This is a genomic window from Maribacter sp. MJ134 (assembly GCF_003970695.1).
Classification (GTDB): Bacteria; Bacteroidota; Bacteroidia; order Flavobacteriales; family Flavobacteriaceae; genus Maribacter.
In genome coordinates this window covers 2162936-2183308 of record NZ_CP034570.1, presented here as the reverse complement: position 1 = coordinate 2183308, position 20373 = coordinate 2162936, and the positions used below count along the sequence as shown (strand labels likewise).

The window sequence follows — 20373 nt, the reverse complement described above, 5'->3', positions numbered from 1 at the left end:
TAAATTTGAGAGAGGGTCTAAGTTTTAAATACTTCACTATGACACAGCTATCAGTTTACAAACCGAATAATAAAATTAGAATTGTTACCGCAGCTTCACTTTTTGACGGGCATGATGCAGCTATCAATATTATGAGGAGAATCATACAGGCAACGGGAGTAGAGGTTATTCATCTCGGTCATGACCGTAGTGTCGAGGAGGTGGTAAACACGGCCATTCAAGAAGATGTCAATGCTATCTGTATTACATCATATCAAGGGGGACATAATGAGTACTTTAAATATATGTACGACCTTCTAAAAGAAAAGGATAGTCATCATATAAAAATATTTGGTGGTGGTGGGGGAGTTATACTTCCCGAAGAAATTAAGAGTTTAATGGCATACGGCATTGCAAGATTATACTCGCCTGATGATGGCAGGGAAATGGGACTGCAAGGTATGATAAATGACTTGGTAAAAAGTTCGGATTTTCCTACGGGAGAATCATTGACGAATGAAATGGAGGCATTAAAATCCAAAGATAACAAAGCTATCGCCAGACTTATTTCTGCCGCGGAAAATTTCCCGGAAAACGCTAGAGAAGCACTCGACAAGGTTGCTAAGCTGGCCAAAGCCTCTGGTTCGCCAGTATTGGGTATTACGGGGACCGGTGGTTCTGGAAAATCGTCTTTGGTAGATGAGATAGTTAGGCGTTTTTTAATGGATTTTCCCGAAAAGACTGTAGGTATAATTTCCGTTGACCCCTCTAAAAGAAAGACCGGCGGTGCATTATTGGGAGATCGGATTAGGATGAACGCCATTAATAATAAAAGAGTTTATATGCGGAGTCTGGCTACTAGGCAGTCTAACCTGGCGCTGTCAAAACATGTAAACAAAGCTGTTCAGATATTAAAGGCTTCTGGGTTTGATTTAATTATTTTAGAGACTTCAGGTATTGGCCAATCGGATACCGAAATAATTGAGCACAGTGATGTCTCGTTGTATGTGATGACACCTGAATTTGGTGCTGCCACGCAGTTGGAAAAAATAGATATGTTGGATTTTGCGGACTTGGTCGCAATAAATAAGTTTGATAAAAGAGGGGCTTTAGATGCGGTTAGAGATGTAGAAAAACAATACAAACGTAATCACAACCTATGGGAAGCAAAAGAGGATGATTTGCCTGTCTTTGGAACCATTGCATCACAGTTCAATGACCCTGGAATGAACAGGTTGTATGATGCGGTCATACTCCAAATCACAGAGAAAACGAAAGTAAATTTCAAGACAACCTTTTCACTTTCTAAAGAAGTAAGTGAGAAAATTTACGTAATTCCGCCTTCAAGAACTCGTTACCTTTCGGAAATAGCTGAAAGTAACCGTACTTATGATAAAACGGTTGAAGCACAAGCTAAAGTAGCACAGCAATTGTATGGTATTTTTAAAACTCTTGAAACTGTTACAGGATGTGAACCAGTATTGGAAGCTACCGCATTAGGTTTGGAAGCGTCTGCTGCCATTGTTAACGAAGAAAACCGCGATTTTGTACGATTATTGTTGGCGGAGTTTGATAGCCTAAAACTAAACCTAGACCCTCATAATTGGAAAATTCTAAGGGAGTGGAGCAAAAAAAAGGATGCCTATAAAAATCCAATTTACCGATTTACTGTACGGGGCAAGGAATTGGAGATAGCTACGCATACAACATCGCTTTCGCATCTGGAAATACCTAAAATAGCATTGCCCAAGTATACTGCTTGGGGAGATATATTGAAGTGGATTCTACAAGAGAACGTGCCTGGGGCTTTTCCCTTTGCGGCCGGTCTTTATCCATTTAAGCGAACGCAAGAAGACCCAACACGTATGTTTGCGGGAGAAGGTGGCCCCGAACGAACGAACAGAAGATTTCATTACGTAAGTATGGGATTGCCTGCAAAAAGACTGTCTACCGCTTTTGATAGTGTTACCCTATACGGGAACGACCCAGACTATAGACCCGATATCTACGGAAAAATAGGAAATGCAGGGGTGAGTATCTGCTGTTTGGACGATGCCAAGAAACTTTACTCAGGTTTTAACTTGGCGGACCCGATGACTTCGGTGAGTATGACTATTAACGGTCCTGCTCCTATGCTTTTAGCTTATTTTATGAACGCTGCCATTGATCAGCAATGCGAACTTTATATTCAGGAAAATGGATTGAAACAAGAGGTCAAACAAAAAATCGATAAAATCTTCAAGAATAAAAAGAGGCCTGAATACTATGGTGCGCTTCCGGAGGGGAATAATGGTCTAGGGCTCTTTCTGCTTGGAGTTACGGGAAACCAAGTACTTCCTAAAGATATTTACCGACAAATTAAGATGAGAACCTTAGCGGAAATACGAGGTACCGTACAGGCCGATATTTTAAAGGAAGACCAAGCTCAGAATACCTGTATCTTTTCAACGGAATTTGCGCTGCGCCTTATGGGCGATGTCCAAGAGTACTTCATTGCCAATTCCGTCCGTAACTTTTACTCGGTCTCTATTTCAGGATATCATATCGCAGAGGCAGGAGCCAATCCTATCACACAGTTGGCACTTACGCTATCCAATGGTTTTACCTATGTAGAGTACTATCTGTCTCGCGGGATGGACATTAATGCCTTTGGTCCTAACCTGTCCTTCTTCTTTTCTAACGGAATTGACCCCGAGTATGCGGTTATCGGGAGAGTGGCCCGTAAGATTTGGGCAAAGGCCATGAAGTATAAATACGGAGCCAACGAACGGGCTCAAATGCTTAAATACCATATCCAGACCTCTGGAAGGAGTTTACATGCCCAAGAAATAGATTTTAACGACATTAGAACTACCTTACAGGCTTTGTATGCCATTTATGATAACTGTAATTCTTTGCATACCAATGCCTATGATGAAGCTATTACTACCCCGACGGAAGACTCCGTTAGAAGGGCTATGGCCATACAATTGATTATTAATAAGGAATTAGGACTTACCAAGAACGAAAACCCCTTACAGGGCTCCTTTATCATAGGAGAACTAACGGATTTGGTGGAAGAGGCCGTATTACTGGAATTTGATAGAATAACGGAAAGAGGCGGCGTGCTAGGCGCTATGGAAACAATGTACCAAAGAAATAAGATTCAGGAAGAGAGCCTTCACTATGAAACGCTAAAACATAATGGAGATTTCCCGATAATCGGCGTTAACACTTTTTTAAGCTCCAAAGGTTCCCCGACTATTTTACCGGACGAGGTGATTAGGGCCACAGAGGAGGAAAAAGAGAATCAGATTAAAACACTCAAAGCACTCCATTCCTTTGCGGATACGGATAACTTACTTAATGAACTCCGAAAAACTGCGATTACACATGAGAACATTTTTGAAACCTTAATGGAAGTCTGTAAAAAATGTTCGTTGGGTCAAGTTACGAATGCCTTGTTCGAGGTTGGAGGACAGTACCGGAGAAATATGTAGTAATGGTATGAAATCCGATAAACGGAGCTAATTCAAAAAAACCCTGAAAATCAGATGATTAACAGGGTTAAAATGTACTCGAGATGGGACTTGAACCCATACGGACTAATGTCCATTGGATTTTAAGTCCAACGTGTCTACCAATTCCACCACTCGAGCATGTCTTACGCATTGTTCACGTAAGGAACTGGATTTCAAACTAAAAACTCCGTCAGCGGCGGCTGAGCGGAGTCGAAGTCGAGCGAAAAAAGGGATTCGAACCCTCGACCTCCACCTTGGCAAGGTGATGCTCTACCCCTGAGCTACTTTCGCGTTTGATAATTGTATTTTAAAGAACATCATTCGTTATGAATGCGGGAGCAAATTTAATACATTTCTATAAATTGCAAAGGAATTTCTTTTAAAAATCACGATAATCCTGCTTTTGAAAATGGAAAGGGTTCAAAAGAAAACTTAACTGGTTGCCTTCTTGTTCTTTGTGAGTAAACGCTTTATTTCATTAAGTTTCATTAAGGCTTCAACAGGAGTAAGCGTGTTGATATCTAAATGTAAAATTTCTTCCTTGATTTCTTCTAAAAGTGGGTCGTCCAGATTAAAGAAACTCAATTGCATTTCATCTTGCGCTACTTGTAATTTCTCCGTTAACTCCTCGTTAGAATGTGATTTTTCTAGCTTCTTTAAAATTTTATTGGCCTTATGAATTACTTGTTGCGGCATTCCGGCCATTTTAGCGACGTGAATACCGAAACTATGTTCACTTCCTCCGGGTCTTAGTTTTCGAAGAAACAACACATTGTCCTTTAATTCTTTAACGGATACGTTGTAATTTTTAATGCGCTCAAAAGAAGCTGACATTTCATTCAGTTCATGATAATGAGTAGCAAATAAGGTTTTAGCTCTGGCCGGATGTTCATGTAGGTATTCAGAAATGGCCCATGCAATGGATATACCGTCATAGGTGCTGGTTCCTCTCCCAATCTCATCTAATAGGACAAGACTCCTTTCCGATAAATTATTGAGAATGGAGGCAGTTTCGTTCATCTCTACCATGAAGGTAGATTCTCCCATAGAAATATTATCACTGGCACCTACACGGGTAAAAATTTTGTCTACATAACCTATATGGGCAGCTTCAGCAGGTACAAAACTACCCATCTGCGCTAATAGTACAATTAATGCAGTCTGTCGCAGAATGGCGGACTTACCACTCATATTAGGCCCGGTTATCATAATGATTTGCTGACTTTCCCTATTAAGGGAGACATCGTTTGCAATATAGGTTTCACCCAAGGGTAATTGTTTCTCAATGACAGGATGTCTTCCATTTTTAATTTCAAGGGAGGTGGTATCGTTAATCTCCGGAAGTACGTAGTCGTTTTCTTTGGCCAATTGGGTAAAACCACAAAGACAGTCTAGTTGCGCTATTAATTGGGCGTTATTTTGAACAGGGGCGATATACTCTTGCATCCAAACAATCAGTTGGGAGAAGAGTTGTTGTTCCAGCGTTGCTATGCGGTCTTCGGCGCCTAAGATTTTTGCCTCGTATTCTTTTAATTCCTCCGTAATGTATCGTTCTGCATTGACCAGGGTTTGCTTTCGTATCCAAGTTTCAGGTACTTTGTCCCGATGCGTGTTCCTAACCTCGATGTAGTAGCCAAAAACATTATTGGATGCTATTTTCAAAGAGGTAATACCCGTAGCTTCGGTCTCCCTTTCCAGCATTTTGTTCAGATACTCCTTTCCTGAAGTGGCCAAACCTCTGAGCTCGTCCAATTCTTCTGAGAAACCTTCAGCGATAACCTTGCCTTTGAGAATATTTACAGGGGCTTCCTCGCTAAGCATCTCTTTTATTTTGGTCCGTAGCAAATCGCAGGATTGCAATTGGTCTCCGATGAGGGCCAAGGCTTCATTGTCAGCGTTGGAAGCACTTTGCTTAATAGGAACTATGGCTTCCATGGAATTCTTCAACTGAACTACCTCTTTAGGATTAACCTTTCCTGTAGCTATTTTAGAAATTAACCGTTCCAAGTCTCCCATCAACTTAATACTGGCCTGTAGTTTGTGCAATAGTGTTTCCTCGGCCATCAAATGGCTCACAACATTATGTCTGTTCTTAATTTTCTGAACATTCTTTAGCGGTAAGGCCAACCATCTTTTAATCATACGACCTCCCATGGGAGAAATGGTCTTGTCTATAATATCTATTAAGGTAACGGCATTTTCATTCGCAGAATGGTAGAGTTCCAGGTTTTTAATGGTGAACCTATCCATCCAAATATAATCGTCCTCGGCAATACGCTGCAATCTATTAATATGCTGTAATTGCCTATGTTGTGTTTCGGATAAATAGTGCAATATAACGCCGGACGCCACTATACCGTGAGTTAGATGGTCAACGCCGAAACCTTTCAGGGTTTTTGTGTTAAAGTGGTTCGTTAAGTTTTCCATAGCATAATCCTCCTGAAAAATCCAATCTTCCAAATAAAATGTATGAAATTGCGGACCAAAAATTTCGCCGAACTCCTTTCTATGGTTTTTGGAAATAAGGACCTCGTTAGGGGCAAAATTCTGTAGCAGTTTATCAATTTGCTCTTCATTGCCTTCCGCGGTCAAAAACTCGCCCGTGGAAATGTCAACAAAAGCGACACCCAATTTTTTTCTTCCAAAATGAACGGCACACAGAAAATTGTTGCTCTTTGCGCTTAAAATATCATCGTTCAAAGCTACTCCGGGAGTAACAAGCTCTGTAACCCCTCGCTTTACAATGGTCTTTGTCTGTTTAGGGTCTTCTAGCTGGTCGCAAATGGCAACGCGCTGGCCTGCTTTTACAAGTTTGGGTAAATAGGTATTTATGGAATGGTGTGGAAAACCGGCTAACTCCGTTCTATCCCCACCGTTATTTCTGTGGGTGAGTATAATTCCTAATATCTTAGAAGCTTTGACCGCGTCTTCTCCAAATGTTTCATAAAAATCACCCACTCTAAATAGCAGCAGCGCATCAGGATGTTTTGTCTTGATGGTATTGTACTGTTTCATTAAAGGGGTCACCTTTTTTACCTTTCCTTTATCTGCCACTGCCTTTATCTGCCTATTTTTGTTCTATGATAACGAATATATGGCATTCACAATGCGATTTAAATTTTTGTTGATATCTAAGGTTGATAGTTGAAAAGTATTCTAATGAGAAAGTTAAAAAACGAGGAACTTGGAAGGTTAGCGGTAACCGAATTCAAAAAAGCCAAAAAACTTCCCGTGATCATTGTTTTGGACAATATCAGGAGTTTAAATAATATTGGCTCCGTTTTTAGGACGGCAGACGCGTTTTTGATCCAAAAAATTTATCTCTGCGGAATTACCGCTTCACCGCCACATAAGGATATTCATAAAACGGCTTTAGGGGCTACGGAAAGTGTCGCGTGGGAATATGCCGAAAATACCTTAGAACTTATAATGAAATTAAAAGCTGAGGGTAAGCTCATATGCGCTATAGAACAGACAGAAGGTTCTCAAATGCTGAACGGTTTCTCACCGCAGAACGATACAACCTACGTTCTGGTTTTTGGTAATGAGGTCAAAGGGGTCCAACAAGAGGTAGTTAACAGTGCTGATGAGGTTATAGAAATACCTCAATTTGGAACTAAACATTCACTCAATATCTCCGTAAGCGCAGGTGTGGTAATTTGGGATTTTTGGTCAAAAATGAACAAATAAAAAACCCAACCGAAGTTGGGTTTTTCGTATAGTTTGAGTTAGTTAGTTTCTCCTTAGAGCCTCACAAGAAACTAAATACATTTCTTTTCTGCAAGAAAATTGCAAAAATTGTGTTAAAAATTTTGTGTTAAGGCAAAATCTTGAATGGTACTTAAAACCATTTCGTAATCTTCTTTATCTCCTACAAAATCAAGTTGAGATACATCTATAATCAGTTGATTTTCTTTGGGATAGGTCTTTAAAAAATTGAGATAGCCCCTATTGATATTATCAAGGTAAACGGCATCAATACTTTGCTCATAGTCGCGCCCCCTTTTTTTTATCTGCTCCAAAAGACGAGTAGTGTTCTGATACAGGTAAACATAAATTTTAGGCTTTTTAACGTCTTTATACATGAAATTAAAAATCTTACGGTACAGTTCGTACTCTTCTTTTTGTAAAGTTACCTTGGCAAAAATCAATGATTTATAAATATCATAATCACTGATCATAAAGTTTTTGAAAAGGTCGAACTGACTCGTATCATCCGAAAATTGTTGGTATCTATCTGCCAAAAAAGACATTTCTAGTGGAAATGCATAACGAGCCTTATCTTCATAAAAATTGGGTAGGAAAGGATTCTCGGCAAAGCGTTCTAAAATTAACTTAGCATTAAAATCATTTGATATTTTAGTGGCAAGGCTGGTTTTTCCAGCGCCAATATTTCCTTCAATGGCAATAAATTGTAGACTGGTAAATAAAGCGGCCCTATTGGCATGCAGTTTACCGCTTATCTTTGATAATTCGCTTTTATCCCTGCACTGTTGCAATAGATTTCTACTGTCTTTTTTTAGAACTGGGTGATAGAACTGTGGGGCAATATCACTTAACGGTTTAAGAACAAACCTACGCTCTGCCATTTTGGGATGGGGAACGGTCAAATGTTCCTCGTTGATAATGGTATTCCCGTAATAAATAATATCTAGATCTATAATCCTACTTTGATAGGCCTGGGTGCTAGTTCGTTCCCTGCCCAAAGACTTTTCTATACGCATAAGCCCATTAAGTAAATCGTTGGGTGCAAGTGAAGTTTTTAATTCTATACAAGCATTGAGAAAATCGTCGGACTCAAAACCCCAAGACGGTGATTGATATATGGGAGATATTTTCGCAACTGTTCCCAAGGTATCGGAGATGAGAAAAATGGCCTTTTGAAGGTTCATTTTTTTCTCGCCCAAATTACTTCCAATAGAAATATGTGCCCTTTGTGTTTTATCCATAATGTAGGGGCAAAATAAACAAAACAATTTCACTTTGGTTATCTTTGAAACGTAATAATAATCGGAATTGCATGAATTTTTTAAGAAATTTTCTGGCTGCTATCTTAGGTTGTATGGTTGCCATTGGCATTATTTTTATGATGTTCTTTATACTGGTAAGCCTTTTGGGTAGTGATGAAGACGCCGTTACTGTAAAGAATAACTCAATTTTAGAAATACAATTGCAACGACCTATAGCGGACTACACCGGTACTAGCGAAGTAAACCCCTTTTCCGGATTATTTGAAGAATCCCAAGGACTAGACGAAATCTTGCATGCCATAACCGTGGCTAAAGATGACGAACGTATCAAAGGTATCAGTATCAACAACAATTTCATTATTGCCGGTCTGGCGCAGACCCAAACCTTACGCAAGGCACTGACGGAATTTAAGGAGAAAGGAAAGTTTGTCTATGCTTACGGCGATTTTTATACGCAGAAAGACTATTACCTGGCAAGTGTTGCAGATTCCGTATTCATTAATCCTGTTGGAGTGCTCGATTTTAAGGGATTATCATCAGAAGTGCTTTTTTTTAAGGATTTACAGGATAAAACGGGGATTAAAATGGAAGTCATCCGGCACGGGAAATATAAAAGTGCGGTAGAACCCTATTTGGAAAATGAGATGAGTGATGCCAATCGGGAACAAATCAAGGAGTTAATTCAATCCCTTTGGAATTCCATGGTGGCTGAGATTTCAAACGATAGGAATATTTCTGAGCAGGACTTGAATGTTATTGCCGATACTTTGGGCGGTAGAACGCCTAAATACGCAAAACTGTCAGGGCTGCTAGACGAGGTCGTTTTTTACGATGAATATGAAAGTAAACTGGCAAATGCCCTAGCAATTGAAGAAAGTGAGGAGATTGATTATATAAATCTTGACGATTACACAAAGTACGCCAACAAAAAAGTACTGAAATCGGGCAAGGATAAAATTGCTGTCATCTTCGCTCAAGGCGAAATTTTCTATGGAGAAGGTGGGCCGGATATCATTGGTCAGGGTATTATTAACAAAGCACTCATAAAGGCACGTAAAGATGATAAGGTCAAGGCAATTGTTTTAAGGGTAAATTCACCTGGTGGTAGTGCTTTGACCTCGGATATTATTTGGAGAGAAGTAGAACTAACGAAGGCTATAAAACCTGTTATCGTATCCATGGGTAATGTAGCCGCTTCCGGAGGGTATTATATCGCCGCAGGTGCCCATAAGATTTTTGCCGAACCTACTACCATCACAGGGTCTATCGGGGTTTTCGGCACTGTGCCGAACGTTAGTGAACTTGCCGAAGATATCGGGATTAATGCAGAACAAGTGGGGACGAATAAGAACGCTGTGGATTACTCTCTCTTTGAACCTATGACAGATAGATTTAGAAACCAGGTGCAGGAAGGTATTGAGGATACTTATGAAACTTTTCTAGAGCGTGTTGCGCAAGGGCGTAATATTACCATTGCACAGGCAGATAGCTTGGCTCAAGGAAGGGTATGGAGTGGTGTCGATGCTAAAAGACTGGGCTTGGTAGATGAGTTGGGTACTTTGGAAGACGCAGTAGAAGCTGCTGCGAATATGGTAGAATTATCTTCGTACGGAATTAAAAAGTTTCCTAAATATAAGTCAGGTTTTGAACGGTTCATGGAAGACTTGGGAGGCGCCAGCGCCAAGACTAAAGAGGGTATGATTAGAGAGGAAATAGGTGAGGAGTTCTATACGATATTAAAAAACGTAAAGTCTATTACAGAACAGAAAGGCGTACAGGCAAGAATGCCTTTTACCTTGAATATAAAGTAGATGATGTTGCAGAAGGATAAGGTGCTTGCACGTAGCATATATTTGTACTTAGGGGCTCTTTTTATTACTTCCCTAGTCGTATCCAACCTTATATTTCAAAAGTTTTTCTATTGGAATCCTTTCGGGGATGTTACAATCTTTGGAGCTTCTTTATTTGAAATTTCGGTAGGCATATTACCCTATCCGATAACCTTTTTAATTACCGATTTAATTTCTGAAATTTTTGGAAGGAAAAAGGCGAACCAAATTGTGGTTGCGGGTATTTTTGCATCGTTCTTTTCTTTAGCGATTGTTTATACGGCCAATGCGGTCCCAGCTACTACATGGTCACCTGTAAACGATGGTTTGTTCACCTCGGTTTTTGGGAATACCATTGTGGCTGTCTTCGCCTCCATGATGGCTTATTTATTGGCTCAATTTGTTGATATCCAGATTTATCATTTTTGGAAAAACCTTACTAAGGGAAAATATTTATGGTTGCGAAATAACTTTTCTACTTTTTCTTCTCAATTCATAGATACTTTTACCGTAGTACTTTTATTGTGTGCTTTTGGAGAAATACCATGGGATAAATTTACAGGACTTGTTATTAGTGGTTTTATTTTTAAGATTATTATAGCATTTCTGGACACCCCTTTCCTTTATTTGTTCGTATATCTAATGAGAAATCGCTTTAATCTATCCGTTGGTGAAGAAATAGACTTAGATGTATAATATGAAGCGTAAATAGTAGTTCTAAAGAAAAACGTACGTTTAAGATGAAAAAGAAGGTTTTTAGAGTTCTTGGTGTAGTAGTGTTATCATTTGTGGCACTTTTGATTGCAATTCCATTTTTCCTAGAAGGGAAAATAGGGGATATCATTAAAAATAACGTAAATCAGAATGTAAATGCCACATTAGATTTCGCCGATGCCGATCTTAGTCTTTTCAGTAGTTTTCCTAATGCAGAGGTCGCTTTAAGAAATGTTAGCTTAGTCAATAATGCTCCTTTTGAAGGTGATACCCTTTTCTCATCGCAAAAAGTTTTCTTGAAAATGGGTATTGCCCAACTTTTTAAAGGTGGTAATGATCCTATATCAATTCAAAGTTTAGCCTTGGATAATGCTTTGTTCCATGTACGGATAGATACAGCCGAGAATGCAAATTATGATATTGCTAAGGACACACCGACTGAATCTAACCAAGATAATAGTGTTTCAGATGGTTTTACCTTTAATATGGAATCGTACGAGATTAAGGATTCTAAGGTGCTTTACGACGATTTTTCCACGGGCTTGCATCTAGAAATTATAGCGATGAACCATAAGGGTACGGGAGATTTGTCCTTAACAACCTCTGAATTGGATACCCATACAGATGCTCTGGTCTCTTTTGAAATGGATAGCACCAATTATCTGAACAAGAACAAAATTCAATTGGATGCTTTGATCGGTATCGATTTGAAAGAAAATAAATACTCGTTCTTAAAGAATGAAGCTTTGGTAAATCAGTTGCCACTAGTGTTTGAAGGCTTTGTTAAGTTGAACGAGGATGAAAGTCAGGATGTTGCCATCAGTTTTAAAACACCATCATCGGAGTTTAAAAACTTTTTGGCCGTAATACCGGAAACATATTCCAAGAACATTGCGAATGTAACGACTACAGGAAATTTTACGGTCACCGGGGATTTTACAGGCACGGTAGATGAAACGCATATTCCCAAATTTAATATTCTCATCAATTCAGAGAATGCATCATTTAAGTATCCTGACCTACCAAAAACCGTAAGTAATATAAACTTAGATGTTGCTATAAAAAATGCCACGGGAATTACCGAAGATACCTTTGTGAATATCAATAAGGTCTCCTTTAACATCGATAAGGACAGGTTTAACCTTAGCGCCAAAATCGCCGAACTTATGGGTAATACCCAAGTAAACGCACACATGGACGGTAAGATGAATTTGGCCAATCTAGAAAAAGCCTACCCGATGCCAGAGGGACTTAGTTTAAAGGGGCTATTGAATGCTGATGTTACCACTGCTTTTGACATGGCCACCATAGAGAAAAAACAGTATGGAAATACCAAGACTCAAGGAAATATGAGCTTGGCCGATTTTGAATATAAATCCGAGGAGATGCCCAATGCCATACTTTTAAGATCCACGGACATTACATTTAACCCCAATACAGTAAGCCTTACCAAACTTGTAGGTGCCTCTGGTAAGACGGATTTTAATGTGTCCGGCACCATTGACAACTTCTTGGGATATCTCTTTAACAATGAAAATGTTGAAGGGAATTTTAATTTAAAATCCAATGTGTTCAGTCTTGATGATTTTATGGCGAAAGAGGAAGAGCAATCGAATGAAAATACCACAACCTCAACTGCTGAAAAAATTAAGATACCTTCCTTCTTGGATGCAAGCTTTGATGCCACGGCGAACACGGTAATCTATGATAACATTACCCTGAAAGACGTAAAAGGAAACTTGAGGATTAGAGATGAAAAAGCTGTTTTGAGCAATATGACGTCTTCCTTGTTCGATGGGAAAGTCGCATTTAACGGTGAGGTTTCTACCAAAAACGACGTACCAACCTTTTCGATGAATTTAGGAATGGACCAGTTGAAAATAGGAGAGACTTTTCAAGCCTTGGAATTGTTCAAGGTGCTGGCGCCAGTGGCTGAGGTGTTGAAAGGAAATTTTAGCTCGGATATTGCATTGTCAGGCAATCTTACGGACGATTTTGTACCAGACTTATTATCCTTAAGTGGTAATATCTTGGCCAATGTGCTTACTCGGGAAATTAATGCGGAGAAGGCACCAATTTTGACAGCATTGGGTAGCAAGTTAGATTTTTTGGATATTGAGCAGCTAAATTTGAAAGAGTTAAAAACAAAGCTATCTTTTAAGGACGGTATTGTTTCTGTAAAACCCTTTACAGTAAATTATAAGGATATTGCGATAAACGTGGATGGCAACCATACCTTTGACCGCAAGATGAACTATAAGGCTACGCTGGAAGTGCCAGCTAAATATCTTGGCAAGGACATCAATAATTTGATAGCTAAAATTGACGATGCTTCCTTAGAGGGTTTAACTATTCCCGTAACGGCAAATATTGGAGGGGTTTATAATAGTCCGCAAGTAAGTACGGATTTTACTTCTGGCGTCAAAAACCTTACCAATCAATTAATAGAAATTGAAAAGCAGAAATTAGTAAATAAAGGAAAAGATAAGGCAAAGGATTTAATAGGGGGTATTTTATCTGGAAATAGTTCCAACAAGGATTCTACAGCGAAACAAGACCCGGTCAAGGGCAGCGCTAAAGATGTTCTAGGTACTATTCTAGGAGGAGATAAAAAAATAGATTCCGCAAAAACAAAAACTGATACCGTCCCAACGAAGAAAGAAGATGCGGTTAAGGATGCAGCCAAAGATATTCTAGGAGGCCTGTTCGGTAAAAAGAAAAAAGCGGAAGCAAAAAAGGATTCGGTTAATTAATGGTTATCCCAACATAATAACCTTCATTGCCCCTAACGTTAAATACGGTATTATCATCAAAGATGAGATATTGACCTTTTATTCCTTTTAAAATACCCGTAAAATTAGGAGTTTTATCCAAATTAAGACTCTTAACTTTTTCTGGATATTCCAGAACTGGAAATTCCAGATTGGTCTCGTAATTGCTTTCTATAAAATAAGCTGCCGCTTCTTCCGGTATAAAATGTCTTAACTTGTTGCGCCATTCTATCAGGTTCTCATCAACCACCGTATTCGTTAGCATCTTACGCCAGTTGGTCTTATCGCCAACGTGTTCTTTTAAGGCCACCTCGGTTATACCTGCTAGATAACGGTTCGGAACCTCTACGATTTCAATGGCTTCATGTGCACCTTGATCTATCCATCTGGTAGGAATTTGTGTTTTCCTTGTAACGCCTACCTTTACATTGCTAGAATTTGCTAGATATACGATATGGGGTTGTAACTGTACCTTCTTCTCGTAGTCCAAATCCCTGTCTTCCTTATCTAAATGTGCAGTGCTCAATTCAGGGCGCATGATCCAATCTCCTGCAGATGGTATTTCAAAAAAGCAGGATTTGCAGAAACCTTGTCTGAATATGGGTCTGTCATTACCACAATTTATACATTGGTGTTTAATGAAACTAACTTTCAGTTCCTTGTCCAGTACCTGATTCACATTAAGAAAATCGGACTCAAAAACGAGATAATACTGAATTGGCGTGCCAATTTCCGTTTGCATTTTTCTTAAAACACCTTGGTACTGCATGGGTATAAGCTTTAAGACTGTTGAATTTGAAAATGATAGGGATATAACCTATTTTAGGCGTATAAAGATACCTAAAAATGCCGATTCCACTATTCAATTCTATTGCTTCTTGGTTGCTTAAAAAGCGGTATCATCAAATAGAACTCTTTTTGAAATATCCAGAAGAGGTGCAGCAAGAAGTATTGTTGCAACTTATAGAGATAGCGGAAGATACGGAGATTGGGCGCAGCTATGGGTATAACAGTATTACTAACTATGAAACGTTTAAAGAACGTGTTCCCTTGGTTTCTTATGAAGATATAGAACCCATAATAGAACGAACAAGAAGGGGTGAGCAGAATATTTTTTGGCCTACTTCCGTGAAGCTATTTGCAAAGAGCAGCGGCACGACTAACGCTAAAAGTAAATTTATTCCTGTAAGCCTTGAGGCCTTGGAGGACTGTCACTATAAATCGGGTAAAGACTTACTTTGCTTGTATTTAAACAACAATGAAAACTCCCAGTTATTTACCGGAAAGAGTTTAAGATTGGGTGGTAGTAAGGAGTTGTACGAGGATAATGGTTCATTTTTTGGAGACCTCTCCGCTATCCTTATCGACAATATGCCGCTTTGGGCGGAATTCAGTAGTACGCCAAGTAGTAAGGTCTCGCTAATGAGCGAATGGGAAAGCAAACTAAAGGCCATTATCAAAGAAAGTGTTACGGAAAACGTAACCAGTTTGGCAGGTGTGCCTTCTTGGATGCTTGTATTGCTCAACAGTATGTTAGAGGAAACGGGGAAGGATAATCTATTCCAGGTCTGGGAAAATCTGGAAGTATACTTTCATGGTGGTGTCAGCTTTAGTCCATATAAAGAACAATACAAGGTATTACTTCCGCGAAAGCAGTTTAAGTACTATGAGATTTACAATGCGTCTGAAGGTTTTTTTGCGATTCAGGATAGGAACAATGCAGATGACTTATTGTTGATGTTGGATTATGGTATTTTCTACGAATTCATTCCCATGGATACCTACAATACCTCGGAACAAGTAGAAATACCTCTTTGGGATGTTAAGGTTGGTGTTAACTACGCTATAGTAATTACTACGAATTCTGGCTTATGGCGCTATAAAATCGGTGATACGATAAGGTTTACCTCCAAAAACCCATACCGTATTCGAGTTACGGGCCGTACTAAACATCATATTAATGTCTTCGGGGAAGAGCTTATCATAGAAAATGCAGAAGAAGCCCTTAAAAGTGTATGTAAAAAAGCGGGGGCTGAAATTAAAGACTATACAGCCGGCCCTATTTTTATGAAGGGAAGGGAAAAAGGGAGTCACGAGTGGATTATAGAATTTAGAAAAGCTCCGCAAGACTTGGATTATTTCACAGAATTTTTGGACAATGCCCTTAAGTCCTTGAATTCGGATTATGAGGCTAAACGGTACAACAATACCACCTTGAGCATGCCTAAAGTGCATGTGGCAAGAGAAGATCTTTTTTACGATTGGTTAAAGATTAACGATAAACTTGGCGGCCAGCATAAAATCCCTAGGTTGTCAAATAAAAGGGACTATATAGATGAGTTACTTCAAATGAACACGAAGCTTTAGAGTAATACAAAACTAGCTGTTTATGACCGCTATTTTCAATTTTTTAATGATTGCAGGGGCCGTGCAGGGCTTTGTGTTCAATGTGGCTACCTTCGCCTCCCGAAAGAAAATTGAAAAACCCATTCTCTACCTCAATTTATTCGTTCTTTTTCTTTCCTTAAATAATTTACAATCTTGGCTAATTGACAAAGGTCTATTATTGGAGGGGGTACCATGGCAGAACTTCGCCCTACCATGGTACGTTCTTATTGTGCCCATGTTCTATGCGTTCTTACTGCATTATCTAGAGATAGAAAAAAATCGGTTCTCATTAGTACGGCTATCTATCGGACTGTTCTTTCTGGAATTGTTGACTAGAACGGTCGCGAACATCATGGTGGTAAGTGCGGCCTGGCCGGCACATTATTTAAGCATCTATAATACTATCGAGGATGTCATTACATTGGCCTTTTCATTATTTCTTTTTTATAAATCTATCGATATTGTGTTTCAGTTTAAACCAATTGACACTCCTATTTTAGCTTTTGACGATTTAAAATGGTTAAAGTGGTTTTTTTATCTTGGCGGAGGTGTCTTCGCACTTTGGATATTATCCATAGTATTTAATGTTACCGGATGGCTTGCAAAACCATATAGCTACTATCCACTTAGACTAGGTTCCTCAATTTTAATATACTGGGTGGGCTACCAGGCTTTTTTTAGGTATACAATTTTAAAGGATAGGGTATTATTGAGAAAGGAGATTCGAAAAAAGAATACGCTTAATGGTTTAGGGCTGAGGGATAAGGAAAGTAGAGGTGCGGTTGCCTTTGCAGAGGTTGATGACTATGTTTTGTCCAATCAAAAATTTTTAGATCCTTATTTAAGTTTGGAATCCTTGGCTGCGGAGTTGGGTAAAAGTACAAGTAACCTATCTAAATTAATGAATACCTACGCAGGGCATAATTTTTCAGACTATATCAATAAGTATAGGGTTATTGAGGCTAAGAGGTTATTGGCTGACCCGGATTTTGACGCGTACACGATAGTTGCCATTGGTCTTGAATGCGGTTTTAACTCTAAATCTACCTTTTATACTTCATTTAAAAAGTTTACAAGTTTAACTCCAACTACCTATAGAACAATGCCCGTTTCTTAAATATCAGAATTGTCCGAATTTTTCTTGTTTATAAAATTTCGGACAAGCCGAACTTAACGATGTTCTAGTTTTGATCAGACAAAAAACTAGACCCATGAGAGTATTACTAATTATTTTCTTTTACACCATTACCCAAAGTCTAATAGCCCAAAAGAATACTGTTTTCTTAGAATTAGGAGGGCAGGGTGGTATCACGTCACTTAATTACGAGAGACAGTTCAACAATAGAACTACCGGTCTTGGTGTACGCACTGGTATTGGCGCAAGCGTATTCGAGTTCAAGCCCAATGAATCAGATTCTGGGTCAATAGCTGGATGTGCTATCTGCGGGGTCAATATTACAACACCAAGGATTTCATTTACAATGCCGGTTACTTTGCAGTACCTGATTGATATTAGCAATAGTAATTATATGGAGGTAGGCCTAGGGTCAACCTGGCAACTGATTTCCCCATCAATCTTTGTTCATCATGCTGTGATCGGATTCCGAAGACAATTTGGATATCAGAAAAGATGGATTTGGAAAATTAATTTTACACCTATAATCGGCGTAAGTGGCGAAAATATTCAAAAGGATTCAGAACCAACGATCTGGGGAGGAATATCCCTCGGTAGAAAATTTTAACCTATCAACAATAATGAACATTAAAATATAGAATATGAAGAAAATAGTCATCTCCGCATCTCTTTGTTTGCTTCTTAGTAGCTGCTTTACCTATAGGAATATAGACCTGGACAAAGGAGAATTCAACCAAGAAGATATTTTTAAAATAATAAAGACGGATAAACAAATAGAGAAAGGAAAATTATATTCCTTAAATGATAGTTTAATTGTTCTGCAAAGGAAAGCAGGTACAAAACATATTGTTCTAAGAACGGATATACAGGAAATTCGCAAGAGAAAATTTTCTTTAGGAAAAACCATAACATTGCCCGTTGGAATTACGGCTGTTGTTACAGCTGTAGCTCTTTATACCTTCTCCAATTGGAGTGTTTCGTTAGGATATTAATTTAGATTATTTTACAAATCTGTTTTACACCTTAAACCTTTTTAAACGTATGAATTTGAACGGTTTTAATAGGTGAAAAAATCTTGATAAAAGTAAGAAGTGCTTACTTTCATTAAAACAGGAATGCATTTTAGCCCAATAAATGATTGGTTTAACCGATAAACGGACCTACATCGAGGAATTTCCTCACATGAACAATTAAATGACGATTTTAGACGTTAAAGAGAGAATTTAGTACAATAATTCCCAAACTAATATTTAATTATACTACTATTATGGCTGAAAGATTAGTAATTGTTTCTGATATGTGGGGGGCAAAAAAAGGCCTCTGGATAACTTCCTATTTAGGCTATTTGCAACAATATTTTGATATTACTTTTTATGACAGTCAACAATTGGCAAATCTGGACTTGACTGTCCAGAGTGAAGAAAATGTACACAATGCCTTTGTAGAAGGCGGTATCGATACTGCGGTTGCGCATTTATTGAAAAAAGAAAAAACGCCAAGCTATTATTTGGCTTTTAGTACTGGAGGTACTATTGTGTGGAACGCGGCCAAAATGGGGCTACCCGTAAAATCTCTTTATAGTGTATCCGCAACACGCATACGATTGGATAATGATAAGCCTTGCGTGCCATTTAATTTATTGTATGGGGCTAACGATTCCTACGCGCCAAAAGAATCTTGGGCAAATATGTTAGGGATCGAGATGGAATTGATGCCGAATTTTGGGCATACCCTTTATTCCGACGAAAAAGTGATTCGTAAAGTGTGTTTGGATCTACTACAGCAAGTAACTCAAATTGCACCTAAGGAGAAAAAGGCGGTGTAGCTTAAGAAACTGCCTTTAATTTTTTCACCGTCTCGTAAGAAAGCTTCTGCTCCGCATAAGGTTTGGTCACCTTAAATTCTGTTTCCCCGCTTGTTGGCATTTCAAACATGGCATCGGTGAAAATTGCTTCACAAAGTGACCGTAATCCTCTTGCCCCAAGTTTATACTCAATGGCTTTTGCTACTATATATTCTAGCGCTTGCTCTGTTATGGTAAACGTAATGTTATCCATGGCAAAAAGCTTTTCATATTGTTTTATGATAGCATTTTTAGGCTCGGTGAGAATTGCTCTAAGCGTCTTTTCATCCAAGGGGTTCATATGGGTCAAAACGGGTAGTCTCCCTATAATTTCAGGTATTAGGCCAAACTCTTTTAAATCCTTTGGTATAATGTATTGAAGCATGTTGGAATTATCCAGTTGCTCATCTACCTTAGAGGCATTGTAACCCACGGCTTGCATGTTCAAACGTTTTGCAATAGAGCGTTCAATACCATCAAAAGCCCCACCTGCAATAAAGAGAATATTTTCGGTATTAACTTCTATGAATTTTTGATCAGGATGTTTACGACCTCCCTTTGGCGGTACATTGACTACGGTGCCCTCTAGCAACTTTAAAAGTCCCTGTTGTACACCTTCTCCTGATACATCTCTTGTAATGGATGGATTATCACTCTTTCTAGCGATCTTATCGATTTCATCTATGAAAACGATACCACGTTCCGCCTTTTCCAGATTATAGTCTGCCGCCTGTAATAATCGCGTTAAAATACTTTCTACATCCTCGCCTACATAACCCGCCTCGGTTAAAACTGTCGCATCAACTATGGCCAGAGGAACGTTAAGCATTCTTGCAACGGTCTTGGCCATAAGGGTTTTACCAGTACCTGTTTGACCCACCATGATAATATTACTCTTCTGAATCTCTACGTCATCTTCTTTGGAAGAAGGTTGTAAAAGTCGCTTGTAATGGTTGTATACGGCTACGGACATTACCTTTTTGGTGCGTTCCTGCCCAATGATAAAGGTGTCTAAAAAAGATTTTATTTCCTGTGGTTTCTTTAGGACCAACTCCGAAGAGAGGTCATTGGTCTTTGTTTGCCTAGATTCTTCAGCAACAATGCCATGCGCTTGTTCTATACATCTATCACAAATGTGTGCATCCAAACCGGCAATCAAAAGATTGGTTTCCGGTTTTTTTCTCCCACAAAACGAACATTCTAAATTTTCTTTTGCCATATTCTAGTACAATAACCTAATCTAT

General features: G+C 38.9%; 14 protein-coding genes and 2 tRNA genes. 10 read left to right on the top strand and 6 right to left on the bottom strand.

Annotated features, from left to right (window positions below; all coding sequences use genetic code 11):
* Window positions 1–38 precede the first annotated feature (38 nt).
* Window positions 39–3458 carry a methylmalonyl-CoA mutase family protein gene (locus tag EJ994_RS09645; protein WP_126592241.1) on the top strand — a complete coding sequence of 1140 codons (3420 nt, stop codon included), beginning with the start codon at window positions 39–41 and terminating at the stop codon, window positions 3456–3458.
* Between the two features lie 75 nt (window positions 3459–3533).
* Here EJ994_RS09645 and EJ994_RS09640 read toward each other — a convergent pair.
* The 3 genes from EJ994_RS09640 to mutS all read right to left on the bottom strand — a co-directional run bounded on the left by EJ994_RS09640 (window position 3534) and on the right by mutS (window position 6494).
* A tRNA-Leu gene (locus EJ994_RS09640) sits at window positions 3534–3617 on the bottom strand.
* 81 nt (window positions 3618–3698) lie between these two features.
* A tRNA-Gly gene (locus EJ994_RS09635) sits at window positions 3699–3770 on the bottom strand.
* 141 nt (window positions 3771–3911) lie between these two features.
* Entirely contained in the window at window positions 3912–6494 is a 2583-nt protein-coding gene (gene mutS, locus EJ994_RS09630; RefSeq protein ID WP_126592240.1) for a DNA mismatch repair protein MutS, read from the bottom strand.
* Between the two features lie 144 nt (window positions 6495–6638).
* Here mutS and EJ994_RS09625 point away from each other — a divergent pair, with 144 nt between their 5' ends.
* Window positions 6639–7169, top strand: coding sequence for an RNA methyltransferase (locus tag EJ994_RS09625; RefSeq protein WP_126592239.1), 531 nt, complete (start codon window positions 6639–6641; stop codon window positions 7167–7169).
* A 113-nt stretch (window positions 7170–7282) separates the two neighbouring features.
* On the opposite strand, the gene folK is transcribed toward EJ994_RS09625, so the two are convergent.
* On the bottom strand, window positions 7283–8428 hold the full coding sequence (gene folK / locus EJ994_RS09620; protein WP_126592238.1) for a 2-amino-4-hydroxy-6-hydroxymethyldihydropteridine diphosphokinase: 1146 nt from the start codon (window positions 8426–8428) through the stop codon (window positions 7283–7285).
* A gap of 71 nt (window positions 8429–8499) precedes the next feature.
* On the opposite strand from folK, the gene sppA reads away from it, so the two are divergent.
* Genes sppA through EJ994_RS09605 form a run of 3 tightly spaced genes read left to right on the top strand, consistent with a single transcriptional unit; the run spans window position 8500 to window position 13745 of the window.
* Window positions 8500–10260: a signal peptide peptidase SppA gene (sppA, locus tag EJ994_RS09615; RefSeq protein WP_126592237.1), complete on the top strand. Its 1761-nt coding sequence runs from the start codon at window positions 8500–8502 to the stop codon at window positions 10258–10260.
* Window positions 10261–10263: 3 nt separating this feature from the next.
* Window positions 10264–10974: a queuosine precursor transporter gene (locus EJ994_RS09610; protein ID WP_126593690.1), complete on the top strand. Its 711-nt coding sequence runs from the start codon at window positions 10264–10266 to the stop codon at window positions 10972–10974.
* A gap of 44 nt (window positions 10975–11018) precedes the next feature.
* Window positions 11019–13745, top strand: coding sequence for an AsmA family protein (locus EJ994_RS09605; protein WP_126592236.1), 2727 nt, complete (start codon window positions 11019–11021; stop codon window positions 13743–13745).
* On the opposite strand, the gene EJ994_RS09600 is transcribed toward EJ994_RS09605, so the two are convergent.
* Window positions 13738–14532, bottom strand: a complete 795-nt coding sequence (locus EJ994_RS09600) for a DUF2797 domain-containing protein (RefSeq protein ID WP_126592235.1) — start codon at window positions 14530–14532, stop codon at window positions 13738–13740. The genes EJ994_RS09605 and EJ994_RS09600 overlap by 8 nt on opposite strands.
* Window positions 14533–14609: 77 nt before the next feature.
* Here EJ994_RS09600 and EJ994_RS09595 point away from each other — a divergent pair, with 77 nt between their 5' ends.
* The 5 genes from EJ994_RS09595 (at window position 14610) to EJ994_RS09575 (ending at window position 19111) form a co-directional block, all read left to right on the top strand.
* Complete coding sequence (locus tag EJ994_RS09595; RefSeq protein WP_126592234.1) at window positions 14610–16130, top strand: GH3 auxin-responsive promoter family protein; 1521 nt, start codon at window positions 14610–14612, stop codon at window positions 16128–16130.
* Between the two features lie 22 nt (window positions 16131–16152).
* Window positions 16153–17268 (top strand): helix-turn-helix transcriptional regulator, encoded by a 1116-nt coding sequence (locus tag EJ994_RS09590; protein ID WP_126592233.1) that lies wholly within the window; start codon window positions 16153–16155, stop codon window positions 17266–17268.
* 94 nt (window positions 17269–17362) lie between these two features.
* The gene (locus EJ994_RS09585) at window positions 17363–17893 is read left to right on the top strand and encodes a hypothetical protein (protein WP_126592232.1); all 531 of its coding nucleotides are present in this window, start codon (window positions 17363–17365) and stop codon (window positions 17891–17893) included.
* A gap of 34 nt (window positions 17894–17927) precedes the next feature.
* The gene (locus tag EJ994_RS09580) at window positions 17928–18278 is read left to right on the top strand and encodes a hypothetical protein (protein WP_126592231.1); all 351 of its coding nucleotides are present in this window, start codon (window positions 17928–17930) and stop codon (window positions 18276–18278) included.
* 275 nt (window positions 18279–18553) lie between these two features.
* Entirely contained in the window at window positions 18554–19111 is a 558-nt protein-coding gene (locus EJ994_RS09575; protein ID WP_126592230.1) for a hypothetical protein, read from the top strand.
* A 1-nt stretch (window position 19112) separates the two neighbouring features.
* Here EJ994_RS09575 and clpX read toward each other — a convergent pair whose 3' ends face one another.
* Window positions 19113–20348 (bottom strand): ATP-dependent Clp protease ATP-binding subunit ClpX, encoded by a 1236-nt coding sequence (clpX, locus tag EJ994_RS09570; RefSeq protein WP_099573250.1) that lies wholly within the window; start codon window positions 20346–20348, stop codon window positions 19113–19115.
* Window positions 20349–20373 lie beyond the last annotated feature (25 nt).